This is a genomic window from Streptomyces bambusae (assembly GCF_019400985.1).
In the GTDB taxonomy this organism is placed as follows: Bacteria; Actinomycetota; Actinomycetes; order Streptomycetales; family Streptomycetaceae; genus Streptomyces; species Streptomyces bambusae_A.
Genome location: NZ_WTFF01000240.1, coordinates 1 through 11,510, shown reverse-complemented (window position 1 = coordinate 11,510; position 11,510 = coordinate 1). Strand labels below are relative to the sequence as shown.

General features: G+C 73.8%; 10 protein-coding genes and 1 pseudogene. 6 read left to right on the top strand and 5 right to left on the bottom strand.

Annotation, left to right across the window (positions count from 1 at the left end):
- Positions 1-2: 2 nt before the first annotated feature.
- Positions 3-842 (bottom strand): hypothetical protein, encoded by an 840-nt coding sequence (locus GPJ59_RS26610; RefSeq protein ID WP_219670236.1) that lies wholly within the window; start codon positions 840-842, stop codon positions 3-5.
- Positions 843-1,241: 399 nt separating this feature from the next.
- On the opposite strand from GPJ59_RS26610, the gene GPJ59_RS26605 reads away from it, so the two are divergent.
- Positions 1,242-2,393, top strand: coding sequence for a glycosyltransferase 87 family protein (locus GPJ59_RS26605; protein WP_219670238.1), 1,152 nt, complete (start codon positions 1,242-1,244; stop codon positions 2,391-2,393).
- A gap of 9 nt (positions 2,394-2,402) precedes the next feature.
- Here GPJ59_RS26605 and GPJ59_RS26600 read toward each other — a convergent pair whose 3' ends face one another.
- Positions 2,403-3,233 (bottom strand): TIGR02452 family protein, encoded by an 831-nt coding sequence (locus tag GPJ59_RS26600; protein WP_219670235.1) that lies wholly within the window; start codon positions 3,231-3,233, stop codon positions 2,403-2,405.
- A gap of 138 nt (positions 3,234-3,371) precedes the next feature.
- Here GPJ59_RS26600 and egtA point away from each other — a divergent pair, with 138 nt between their 5' ends.
- The 4 genes from egtA to egtD are packed head-to-tail and all read left to right on the top strand — an operon-like array spanning position 3,372 to position 8,000.
- Positions 3,372-4,895, top strand: a complete 1,524-nt coding sequence (egtA, locus tag GPJ59_RS26595) for an ergothioneine biosynthesis glutamate--cysteine ligase EgtA (RefSeq protein ID WP_219670234.1) — start codon at positions 3,372-3,374, stop codon at positions 4,893-4,895.
- Complete coding sequence (gene egtB / locus GPJ59_RS26590; protein WP_219670233.1) at positions 4,892-6,211, top strand: ergothioneine biosynthesis protein EgtB; 1,320 nt, start codon at positions 4,892-4,894, stop codon at positions 6,209-6,211. Before egtA ends, egtB begins: the two co-directional genes overlap by 4 nt.
- A complete protein-coding gene (gene egtC, locus GPJ59_RS26585; protein ID WP_219670232.1) occupies positions 6,211-6,969 on the top strand; it encodes an ergothioneine biosynthesis protein EgtC in 759 nt (252 codons plus the stop codon). Before egtB ends, egtC begins: the two co-directional genes overlap by 1 nt.
- Positions 6,966-8,000, top strand: a complete 1,035-nt coding sequence (gene egtD / locus GPJ59_RS26580; RefSeq protein ID WP_219670231.1) for an L-histidine N(alpha)-methyltransferase — start codon at positions 6,966-6,968, stop codon at positions 7,998-8,000. The genes egtC and egtD overlap by 4 nt, the downstream gene beginning before the upstream one ends.
- Positions 8,001-8,239: 239 nt before the next feature.
- On the opposite strand, the pseudogene GPJ59_RS26575 reads toward egtD, so the two are convergent.
- The 3 genes and pseudogenes from GPJ59_RS26575 to GPJ59_RS26565 all read right to left on the bottom strand — a co-directional run.
- Positions 8,240-8,767, bottom strand: a pseudogene (locus GPJ59_RS26575) (lysophospholipid acyltransferase family protein); the annotation flags it as partial.
- Positions 8,764-9,540, bottom strand: coding sequence for a GNAT family N-acetyltransferase (locus GPJ59_RS26570; protein ID WP_219670230.1), 777 nt, complete (start codon positions 9,538-9,540; stop codon positions 8,764-8,766). The gene GPJ59_RS26570 and the pseudogene GPJ59_RS26575, both read right to left, overlap by 4 nt.
- 175 nt (positions 9,541-9,715) lie before the next feature.
- On the bottom strand, positions 9,716-10,978 hold the full coding sequence (locus tag GPJ59_RS26565) for an extracellular solute-binding protein (protein ID WP_374200908.1): 1,263 nt from the start codon (positions 10,976-10,978) through the stop codon (positions 9,716-9,718).
- A 176-nt stretch (positions 10,979-11,154) separates the two neighbouring features.
- Here GPJ59_RS26565 and GPJ59_RS26560 point away from each other — a divergent pair, with 176 nt between their 5' ends.
- Positions 11,155-11,370 carry a dodecin gene (locus tag GPJ59_RS26560; RefSeq protein WP_219670229.1) on the top strand — a complete coding sequence of 72 codons (216 nt, stop codon included), beginning with the start codon at positions 11,155-11,157 and terminating at the stop codon, positions 11,368-11,370.
- The last annotated feature ends 140 nt before the right edge of the window (positions 11,371-11,510 follow it).

Below are 11,510 nucleotides of genomic sequence, written 5' to 3'. Positions count from 1 at the left end.
CATCAACGAACCCTCGTCCCAGCCGGCGCTACACGCTGAGGCGCGTCGGCAGCGTCAGGTGTGTGTAAGAGACGGGCGCGCCGCACCTCCCCCGCCTCCCGCCGGGCGGCCCCGGCCTCCTCGGCCCGGCCGCCCCGGGCGTCGAGCCGCCGCGCGTAGCACAGCAGCGTCCACAGCGGGCCGTGGGGCGAACGGCTCCGCGTGCGCAGGTCCGCACGGTTGTCGGCGACCAGCTGCGCCAAGGCGTCCAGCGCCGCGTCGGGCTGCCCGGCCCGGTCCAGGGCCGTCACCCAGCGCACGACCTCCCGGAAGGTGTCGCCGGCGGACCGCTCGCCCGCCCGCGTGTCCGCGACGATCCGGCCGCGGAGCACCGCCGCCTCCGCGTGCCGGCCCACGTCCGTGAGGCCGTCGGCCAGCGTCCCGAGGCCGTGCACCGGGCTCGCCACCCGGCCGGCCCGGTAGGCCTCGGCGCTCAGGGCCGCGACCTCCTCGCACACGGCCAGGCTCTCCTCCGGGCGCCCCGCCCTGCGCAGCAGCCCCGCCCGGGCCTGGAGTGCGCGGGTCAGCAGCTCGTACCGGCCCGGCCAGTCCTCGTGGATCCGCCGGGCCGCCGCCACCGCCTCGTCCACGATCCTCAGCTCCGTGTCCGGACCGAAGCCGTTCCGCTCGGCGGGGAGCGCGAGCAGCCACCGGCTCAGCAGCGGCAGATACGCCTTCGGACTCACCTCCGCGAGCACCCGGTAGGCGTCCACCCGTTCCTTCAGCCCGATCCCACCGGATCCGAGCAGCAACACCCTCGCTCGTAGTACCGCGTCCTGATCGATCTTCCGAGAGTGATTCATGACGGCGATTCTGGGAGGCCGAACGGGCCCCGGACAATGGCTGGAAGCTGTGCTGTCCGTCCTACGAAAACGGCCTCTGACCTGTCATGATGGGTACGTCTTAACCTCCGTCGCCCGATCCGTCGCCCGATCCGGCACCCGCTCCGGCGACGGGTCGCGGAGGCTGGTCGCGGCGCCGAGGGGCGTGAGATGCGCCTGCGGTGGCCGGACGAGGTCGCACGGCGCGCCCGTGGTGGCCGGGCGAGGGCGTGACCTGCGCCTCGTGGCTGCGTGCTGCTCTACTGATCACGCTCAGCGTCCGCTAGGGTCACGCGAGTGATCCGGAGACTCACCTCCATCTGCCCGCCGCGTACCCGGCGCCCCGTCCTGGTCCTCCTCCTGTCGGCCTCGCTCCTCGCGATGGCCGCGTTCTTCCTCCTCGACCGCTTCCCGATGGTCGACACCCTCGTCTACCGGGCGGAGGGGGCCGCCGTCGCAGGCGGCACCGACCTCTACGGCTTCCGGGTCACGGAGGGGCAGCTCGCGGCGACGTACCCGCCGTTCGCGGCGATCCTCTTCGTCCCGACGACCTGGCTGCCGGTGGGCCTGCTCAAGGCGGCCTTCTTCGCCGGGAACGTGGCCCTGCTGGCCCTGCTGGTCGGGCTGTCCTGGCGGTTCGCCGGGCTGCCCCGACGCAAGGGGCTGCTGGTGGCGGCGGTCGCCCTCGCGCTGTGGCTGGAGCCGGTGTTCCAGACGCTGTTCTTCGGGCAGGTCAACCTGGCCCTGGCCTGCCTGATCCTGTGGGACCTCGGACGGGACGACCGGGCCCCGGGCAAGGGCATCGCCCTCGGCATCGCCGCGGGGATCAAGCTGACCCCGGCGATCTTCATCGTGTATCTGCTGATCACGGGCCGGATCAAGGCGGGTCTGACCGCCCTCGCGACGTTCGTCGGGTCCGTCCTGTTCGGGGTGTTCGTGCTGCCGGGTGCGAGCGTGGACTTCTGGACCCGCAGGCTGTTCGAGACCGACCGGGTGGGCAAGGTCTGGATCATCGACAACCAGTCCCTCCAGGGGCTGGTCACGCGCGTGCTGCACACCGCCGACTCCGGCTGGGTGTGGCCGCTCGCCGCGGCGGTCTCGTGCGGTGCCGCGCTGTGGCTGGCCCGGCGCGCCTACCGGACGCCCGGCCGCGGCGACCGCTGGGGCGTGCTGATCACGGCCGGGACGGCGCTGCTCGTCTCGCCGATCAGCTGGTCGCACCACTGGGTCTGGTGCGTACCGCTCATCGCCGTCCTCGCGGCCGGCGGGTACCAGCGCACGGCACTGGTGGTCACGGTGGCCTTCGCGTCCCGCTCGCTGTGGCTCGTACCGCACCAGGGCGACACGGACCTGCACATGGCCTGGTGGCAGCAGGCCTTCGCCTCCCCCTACGCCCTGCTGACGCTGGCGCTGTTCGCGGGGGCGGCCTGGCAGCTGCGCGCGGGCATGCCCGTCACCGCCGTCCCGGTGCCCCGGTCGGCACCCCGCTCCGCCCCGCCGGAGCCGGCGGGCCGCTCCGGCGGGCGGGGCTAGTAGGCAGAGCTAGAGCGTCGGCGCGAGGACCCGCTCGAAGGCCTCGCGGGTCGCCCCGTCCCGGTCCAGGATGCCGAAGACGACGTGGTCGAAGGCGTCCGCGAAGCGGCCCTCCAGCAGGGTGCGGAAGGCCCCGGCCACCTCGGCCGGGTCATTCTGGAACACCCCGCAGCCCCAGGCGCCGAGCACCAGCAGCCGGTAGTCGTGCAGCACGGCGGTCTCCAGCACCCGCTCCGCCCGGCGTGCGAGCACTGCCGGGATCTCGTGCGCCCGCTCCGGCTCCTGCCGCCGGACCACGCCCGCGTTGGGGGCCGGGGAGGTGAGGAATCCGGCCAGGAACGGCTCCTCCAGCAGCTCGCCCCGGTCGTCCCGGAAGACCGGCACCCCCGGCGAGTGGATCACCCGGTCGGTGTAGAGGGCCGTCCGCAGCGCCCGGTGCGCCGCGTAGTACTCCGGGGCCCGCAGCAGGGTCTCGTAGAGGGCGGACGCCCGGCACAGGGCCTCCTCCTGGGCCTTGGCCCCGCGTACGTAGCCCCCGCCGGGATTGCGGGCCGACGCGAAGTTCAGCACCGCCACCCGCCCGTCGGCGGCGAGCCTGCGCGCCGCGACCGTACTGCTCTCCCCCGTCACCTCGACCAGGGTCCGCGCCCTCTCCGGCGACCGCCCCCTACCGGGCGAATCATCTGTGATGACCTGGTTTGGGCCATATATCCTGGTTCCCGCTGTGGCATCCGCCACAGCGGCGGCCAGGGACACCTGCCGTCCGGTCCGCGTCCGGTACCCGCCGGCCGCCACGATCTCCGCGTTCTCCTGCGCGATCGCGCGCAATCTGCTGCTCATCCGGCCATCCTCACGACCCCGGGACCCGGTGGGCAACGCAATTCACGGTACGGATCGCACGATTCGGGGTCTGTGAGGAACGGGTAGGCACGGGTGACACCACGGTCACGGCACACGACAGGAGACGAGGAACCGGTCATGTCCCAGACCTCACCGCCCCCGACCCCGCGCCACGGGGCCTCGCCGCCCAGGCACCGCAGCCGGCCCGGGCCCCGACCCCAGCCGCAGTCGCAGTCGCAGTCGCAGTCGCAGTCGCCCACCAAGTCCCAGACCCAGACCCAGACCCAGTCCCAGTCGTCTTCCCGGGCCCCGTCCCAGGCGGCCGCCCGCCCCGTCCGCACGCTCACCGAGACCGAGGCCGAGGATCTGGTCCACGGCATCTGTTTCAAGACCGGCCCGCCCCGGCTCCTCGGCGCCGAGCTCGAATGGCTGGTGCTGGACGCCGAGCGCCCGGCCCGGCCGCTGTCCCCCGACCGGCTCGGGGCCGCGCACGACGCGGCCCGTGCCCTGCCGCTGCGCTCCCGCTTCACGGTCGAGCCCGGCGGCCAGCTGGAGCTCAGCTCCGCCCCCGCCGCCTCCCTCACGAGTTGCGTCGCGGACCTCCAGGCGGACCTCGCAGCCGTCCGCACGGCCCTGCTCGACCTCGGCCTGGTGCTCCACGGCCGGGGCCACGACCCCCGCAGCCCGGCCCGCCGGCTGCTGACCGATCCCCGCTACGAGGCCATGGAGGCCTACTTCGACCGCACGGGGCCGGCCGGCCGCGCCATGATGCGCTCCTCCGCCTCCGTCCAGGTCTGTGTCGACGCCGGCCACGAGGAGCCGGGCCCCATGGGACACGACCGACGCTGGCGGCTGGCCCACCTGCTCGGCGCGGTGCTGGTCTCGGCGTTCGCGAACTCCCCCGCGCACGAGGGCCCGTACGCGGGCTGGCGGTGCTCGCGCCAGGCGCTGTGGGCCGATCTCGACGCGCGCCGCGCGCTCGCCCCGCCGCTGGAGGCGGCGCCCCGCACCGGCTGGACCCGGCACGCCCTCGACACCGAGGTGATGTGCGTCCGCTCGGACGGGGAGGGCCCCTGGCAGGTCCCCCGCGGGCTGACCTTCCGGGACTGGCTGCGCGGCGCGGGCGGGCCCCGGCCGCCCACGGCCGAGGACCTCGACTACCACCTGACCACACTGTTCCCGCCCGTACGGCCGCGCGGCCACCTGGAGCTGCGCATGATCGACGCACAGCCCGGCGACGACGGCTGGGTCGTGCCGGTGGCCGTCGTGCACGCGCTCTTCGACGACCCGGAGGCGGCCGAGACCGCGTACCGGACGACCAGCGCCCTCGCCGACACCTACGGTCCCGGCCCCGCACCCCGCAACCGGCTCTGGCGCACGGCCGCCCAGCGCGGTCCCGCGGCCCCGGAGCTGGCCGCGGCCGCCACCGCCTGCTTCCTGGCCGCCGCCGACGCCCTGCCGCGGCTCGGCGCGCCCACCGAGGTCGTCGACGCGGTCGGCGCCTTCACCGAGCGCTACGTCCTGCGCGGCCGCTGCCCGGCCGACGACGACCGGGCCCTGACCGACCGGGCCCCGACCGACCGGGCCCGGTCCGACCGGCCCCCGACCCACCGGCCCCCGACCGACCGGACCCCGATCCCCGGGAAGGAACCGCGCCCGTGACCACCGAAACCGTCCGCGCCGACCGGCCCCCGCTGCGCGAGCGGGCCGTGGCCGAGCTCACCGCCGCCCGGGCCCGCACCAAGGCCCTGACCGACGCGGTCACCGACGAGGACCTGACCGCCCAGCACTCCCCGCTGATGTCCCCCCTGGTGTGGGACCTCGCGCACATCGGGAACCAGGAGGAGCTCTGGCTGCTGCGCAACGTCGCCGGCCGGGCGCCGATGCACCCGGAGATCGACCCGCTGTACGACGCCTTCGCCCACCCCCGCGCGGACCGGCCCCGGCTGCCCCTGCTGGGCCCGGCCGCGGCCCGCCGGTACGCGGCACAGGTGCGCGGGCAGGTCTTCGACCTGCTGGAGCGGACCCCGCTGGAGGGGACCTCGCTGCTGGCCGACGCCTTCGCCTTCGGCATGATCGCCCAGCACGAACAGCAGCACGACGAAACGATGCTGATCACCCATCAGCTGCGCCGGGGCGAGCCGGTGCTCGCGGCCCCCGACCCCGCTCCGCCGGCCGGGCCGCCACCGGCGGTGCGCGAGGTCCTGGTCCCGGCCGGCCCGTTCACCATGGGCACCTCCACCGAGCCGTGGGCGCTGGACAACGAGCGGCCGGCGCACGTCCGCGAGACGTCCGCCTTCTGGATCGACACCGTCCCCGTGACCTGCGCCGACTACCAGGCGTTCATGGCCGACGGCGGCTACCACGAGCCCTCGTGGTGGGCGCCGGAGGGCTGGGAGCAGATCCGCAAGCACGACATCGAGGCCCCGCTCTTCTGGCACCGCGAGGGCAGCGTGTGGCTGCGCCGCCGCTTCGGGGTCACCGAGCCGGTGCCGGGCGACGAGCCGGTGCTGCACGTCAGCTGGTACGAGGCGGACGCGTACGCGCGGTGGGCCGGGCGCCGGCTGCCGACCGAGGCCGAGTGGGAGAAGGCCGCCCGCCACGACCCGGCGCAGGGCCGCTCCACCCGCTACCCGTGGGGTGACGCGGACCCCACCCCGGACCGTGCCAACCTCGGCCAGCGCCATCTGCGCCCGGCCCGGGCCGGCAGCTATCCGGCGGGCGCGTCCCCGCTGGGGGTGCGGCAGCTGATCGGCGACGTGTGGGAGTGGACGGCCAGCGACTTCCTGCCCTACCCCGGCTTCCGGGCGTTCCCCTACCGGGAGTACTCGGAGGTGTTCTTCGGTCCGGCCCACAAGGTGCTGCGCGGCGGTTCGTTCGCCGTGGCCCCGGTGGCGTGCCGGGGCACCTTCCGCAACTGGGACCTTCCGGTGCGCCGGCAGATCTTCTCCGGCTTCCGTACCGCGAGGGATGCCTGATGTGCCGTCACCTGGCCTATGTGGGCCCGCCGATACCGCTCGGGCGGCTGCTCGTCGACCCGGAGTACGGGCTGGTGCGGCAGTCGTACGCGCCGCGCCGCCAGCGCTACGGCACGGTCAACGCCGACGGCTTCGGCGTGGGCTGGTACGCCGAGGGGGATCCGGTCCCCGCCCGCTACCGGCGCGGCGCTCCGATCTGGGGCGACGAGTCCTTCGCCGACCTCGCGCGGGTGGTGCGCAGCGAGGCCTTCCTGGCCGCCGTACGCGACGCCACCCTGGCCGGGGCGGACGGGGAGGCGGCCGCGGCCCCGTTCACTGACGGGCCGTGGCTGTTCAGCCACCAGGGGGCGGTGCGGGACTGGCCGCACGCGGCCGCCGGGCCGGCGGCCGAGCTGCCGCCCGAGGCGCTGCTGGAGCTGTCCGCCCGGAGCGACTCCGCCTTCGTGTGGGCCCTGGTGCTGCACCGGCTGCGGTCCGGCGACGACCTCGGGTCGGCGCTGGCGGAGGCGGTGCGGGAAATGGCCACGGCGGCGCCCGGCTCCCGGCTGAACCTGCTGGTGACCGACGGGGGGCGGATCGCCGCGACGGCGTGGGGGGACTCACTGTGGTACCTGGCCGATCCCGGCGGCGGACGCACCGTCGTCGCGTCGGAGCCCTACGACGACGACCAGCGCTGGACCGAGGTGCCCGACCGCACCTTGCTGACGGCCACGCGCTCCCGGATCGCCCTCACCCCGCTCAAGGAGATCTCCCGTTGAGTGACTTCCAGTTGACCCGCACCCTGGACGAGCACGCCGCCGACTCGGCACTGCGCCACGACGTGCTGCACGGCCTGACCCGCACCCCCAAGTCGCTGCCGCCCAAGTGGTTCTACGACGCGCGCGGCAGCGAGCTGTTCGAGGAGATCACCCGGCTCCCGGAGTACTACCCGACGCGGGCGGAGCGGGAGATCCTGCTGGAGCGGGCCCAGGAGATCGCGGCGGCCAGCGGGGCGCGCACCCTGGTCGAGCTCGGTTCGGGGTCCTCGGAGAAGACCCGGCACCTGATCGAGGCGCTGCCGGCGCTCGACACGTACGTGCCGGTGGACGTCAGCGAGAGCGCGCTGGCCGGGGCGGCGCAGACCCTGCTCGACGCGCATCCCGGTCTGAAGGTACACGCCCTGCTGGCCGACTTCACCCGGCCGATGGTCCTGCCGCCAGCCCCCGGGCCGCGGCTGGTGGTGTTCCTCGGCGGCACGATCGGCAATCTGCTGCCGCCGGAGCGGGCCGGGTTCCTGGGCTCGATCCGGGCGATGCTGTCGCCCGGGGACGCCCTGCTGATGGGCACGGACCTGGTCAAGGAGGAGTCCGTCCTGGTGGCGGCGTACGACGACGCGCAGGGGGTGACGGCGGAGTTCAACAAGAACGTGCTGACCGTCGTCAACCGCGAGCTGGCCGCCGACTTCCACCCGGCCGACTTCGACCATGTGGCGCTGTGGAACGCCGAGCACGAGTGGATCGAGATGCGCCTGCGGGCCCGGTCGGACGTGGTGGTGAAGATCCGGGCCCTGGACCTGGTGGTGCCCATGGAGGCGGGCGAGGACATCCTGACGGAGGTCTCCGCGAAGTTCCGTCAGGAGGGGGTGCGCGCCGAACTGGCGGCGGCGGGCCTGGAGCTGACGCAGTGGTGGACGGATGCGGCGGGCCGCTTCGCGCTGTCGCTGTCGGTGGCCGACGGTGTGCTGCGGACGGCGTCGACGGGCGGGTACGCCACGGCCGGTACGCCGGAGGAGGAGGTGACGGCGGACTGAGCCGCCGCCGCGAGCTCCCGCCGGTCCGGATGCCGGCCCGGCGGGATGCGCGGCAGCAGCCGCAGCTCGGCGCGGATGCCCCGGGCCCGGGCGATCCGCCACAGTGAGGCGGTCAGCGGGTCGTCGCCGACGAAGGCGGGCGCGCCGGCGGGCCGCCCGTCGGGCAGCAGGTAGGCGAGGTGGACGGGCTGGACGGGGACCTGGGCGTCGAGCGCGGCCTGGAAGGCCGCCCGGCGGAAGAGTCCCTGGGCGCGGCCGCACCAGGTGCTGCCCTCGGGGAAGACGGTGACCCGGTCCCCGTCGAGCAGGGCGGTGGTCAGGGTGTCGACGGTGGCGGGCAGGGCCCGTATCCGGTCGCGCTCGATGAAGAGGGTGCCGGCCCGGGCGGCGAGCCGGCCGAGGACGGGCCAGCGGCCGATCTCCCCCTTGGCCAGCATCCGTGAGGGCAGGGCGCCGGCCACCAGGGGGATGTCGAGCCAGGAGATGTGGTTGGCCACGATCAGCCGCCCGCCGTCGGGGCCGGGGCTGCCGTGGACGGTCGTCCGGATGCCGAAGGCCCGGACCAGTGCGCGGCTCCAGGTGCGGATCACCGCCCGGCGGGGCCGGTCCGGCAGCAGCCGCACCGGCGGGGCGCCGAGGATGCCCAGGAGTACCAGCGCGGCGACGCCGGCCAGCCGCAGGAGGGCGTGCGCCGCGGTGGCCGCACGGCCCTGGTGGGCGGCGCAGCCGGCGGGGGTGCAGGGGGCGGTGGGCAGCCAGACGCTCATGCGGCCGGGGCGAGGGAGAGGAAGTGGCGCAGGTAGCGGGGGTTGGTCCGGCGCAGCGAGAGCAGGACGTACAGGTCGGCGCAGCCGAACTCGACGTCGAGGGCGGGCTCGCCGCACACCCAGGCGCCCAGGCGTACGTAGCCGCGCAGCAGGGCGGGCAGCTCCATGCGCTCGGGGTGGGTGATGCCCTCGGGGCTCCAGGGGTGGTGCGGGGTGACACGGTACTCCTCGGGGGCGAGGTTGCGGGCCAGGACGGTCTCGCGGGTGGCGGCGGCCAGTACACCGCCGTCGGCCAGCGGTATCGAGCAGCAGCCGGCCAGCCAGTTGTGGCCGGAGCGGTCCATGTAGCGGGCCAGGCCCGCCCAGATCAGGGCGATGACGGCGCCGTTGCGGTGGGCGGGGTGGACGCAGGAGCGGCCGACCTCGACCAGGTCGGGGCGGATCGGCGCCAGGCGGGACAGGTCGAACTCGCCCTCGGAGTAGAGGCGGCCGGCGACGGCGGCCCGCTCGGGGGGCAGCAGCCGGTAGGTGCCGACGACCTGCTCGGTCTCCTCCTCGACGACGAGCAGGTGGTCGCAGTACGCGTCGAAGGCGTCGGAGTCCAGGCCGGGCTCGGGCCCGTCGAGGCGGGCGCCCATCTCGCCGGCGAAGACCTGGTGGCGCAGCCGCTGGGCGGCGCGCACCTCGTGCTCGTCGCGGGCGAGCCGTACGGCGTAGCGGGGGGCGGGCAGGCCGGTGGCCGGCTGGACGGGCGAGAGGGGGGCGATGGTCATGGCGGCTCCTGGTCCGGAAGGCGGGAGCCAGGCCGGGTCCTGCTGGCCTGGCTCACTACGTTTCTTCCGTGACCGGCTGGATTCGACATGACCGGGCAGCGGCACGTACATGTGCGGCTGTTGAATGGCGGGAATCGGCGCCCGGGCGCTGCGGGGCGGGCTCCGGGGCGCCGGGCTACCGGTCGGAGCTCAGCACCTTGCCGAGCGTGTCCGAGGCCGCCCGTGCGGCCTGCTTCGGGTCCTGCCCGGTGAGCACGGCCGTCATGTAGGGCTTGATCGGGTTCTTGGCCTCGACCTCGGCCCAGCGGGCCGACTTCGGGGTGGCGCGGCCCTGGGCGGCTCCCTGCGCCATCGCCGCGGCGCCGTCGTCGCCCTGGACCACGGGGGCGAGCGTGGTCTTGTTCGGTACGTAGCTCATCGTACGGGCAAGCTCCGTCTGCCACTTCTCGCTGACGAGGGCGGTGATGACGTCGACGGCGGCGGCGCGGTTGCGCGTCCGCTCCGGGATGATCAGGTCGGAGCCGCCGGTGAGGACCGAGCCGTAGGTGCCGGTGGTCTTGCCCGGGATGGGGAAGAAGCCGAGCTTGCCCTTGAGGGCGGGATTGAGCTGCTCGATCTGGGCGGCCTGGCCGGGCGGGGCGATGATCTGGGCGACCTGGCCGCGGGCGAAGACCTCCGCCTGCGGGGGCGTCTCCTCGTCGGCGTCCTTGGGGCCGTCGCCGAGGGCCTGGAGCTTCTTGTAGAACTCCATGCCGGCCAGGGCGGGTTCGCTGTCGAGGGTGCCGACCCACAGCCCGCCGGTCTCCACGGCGAGCTCGCCGCCCTCGTCCCAGACGAAGCCGGACAGCACGTACCAGTTCTGGCCGGCGAGGTAGATCCCCTGCTGGTCGCCCTTGTCGAGCTTCTGCGTGGCCGTGATCCACTCCTGGCGGTTGCGGGGCAGCTCCTTGATGCCGGCGGCCGCGAACAGGTCCTTGTGGTAGATGACCACGCGGTTGGCCGCGTACCAGGGGATTCCGTACTGGGCGCCGTTGATGCTGCCGGGGTCGGCGAGGCCCTTCAGCCAGTCCTTGGCTCCCCAGGTGCGCAGGCCTTCGAGGGTGAGTTCGGAGAGGCCGCCGGTCTCGATGTACTGGGCGACCTGGGTGTTTCCCACCTCTATGACGTCGGCGCTCTCCTTGCCCGTGCCGTTCAGGACGGCGTTGACCTTGGCGCCGATGCCCGTCCACTCCTGGATCCTCACCTCCAGGTCGATGCCCGGGTGCTCCTTCTCGAAGGAAGCGGTGAACTTCCTGACGAAGTCGTCCGAGGCGCTGCCCTTCATCAGCCAGAGGGTGACCTTCTGCGTGTCCGAGCCCGAGCCGGAGAGCCCGCCGCAGCCGGTGAGGGCGGTGGCGGCCACGAGTGCGGTGCACAGGGCGAGGAAGCGCATCTTCACGGAAGGTCACCTTCGGGTGGCGGATATGAGACGGATCTGAGATGGCTCGAAATTGGCATAGACCAATGAACGGGTCAAGGGTCTGGCGGCACTCCACCCGGCAGATTTCACCTCGCGGAGCGGGACATAGTGGGGCACGGTGGTACAAGGCATCAGACCACCCTCGGGAGAGCCCCATGTCCAACCACACCTACCGGGTGACCGAAATCGTCGGTACGTCGCACGAGGGCCTGGACCAGGCCATCCGCAACGGGATCGCCCGGGCCGGCCAGACGCTGCGCCATCTGGACTGGTTCGAGGTCACCCAGGTGCGCGGCCACATCGAGAACGGCGCGATCGCGCACTACCAGGTGGGACTCAAGGTCGGCTTCCGGCTGGACGGCGAGGACTGAGCCGGCGCGGGCCGGGCCGGGCCCTGTCGCTTATGCACCTCTCCGAGCCCACGAGACCGAGGGTGATATCGTAGGCGGTCATCTGCTTGATATAACAAACTACGATCACACGAGGAATGATGCACGTGCTAATGCTGCAG

Excerpts from the sequence above, each read along its gene's own strand:
- GPJ59_RS26610 (WP_219670236.1), bottom strand. The coding sequence starts at position 842 with ATGAATCACTCTCGGAAGATCGATCAGGACGCGGTACTACGAGCGAGG.
- GPJ59_RS26605 (WP_219670238.1), top strand. The coding sequence starts at position 1,242 with ATGGCCGCGTTCTTCCTCCTCGACCGCTTCCCGATGGTCGACACCCTC.
- GPJ59_RS26600 (WP_219670235.1), bottom strand. The coding sequence starts at position 3,233 with ATGAGCAGCAGATTGCGCGCGATCGCGCAGGAGAACGCGGAGATCGTG.
- egtA (WP_219670234.1), top strand. The coding sequence starts at position 3,372 with ATGTCCCAGACCTCACCGCCCCCGACCCCGCGCCACGGGGCCTCGCCG.
- egtC (WP_219670232.1), top strand. The coding sequence starts at position 6,211 with ATGTGCCGTCACCTGGCCTATGTGGGCCCGCCGATACCGCTCGGGCGG.
- GPJ59_RS26570 (WP_219670230.1), bottom strand. The coding sequence starts at position 9,540 with ATGACCATCGCCCCCCTCTCGCCCGTCCAGCCGGCCACCGGCCTGCCC.
- GPJ59_RS26560 (WP_219670229.1), top strand. The coding sequence starts at position 11,155 with ATGTCCAACCACACCTACCGGGTGACCGAAATCGTCGGTACGTCGCAC.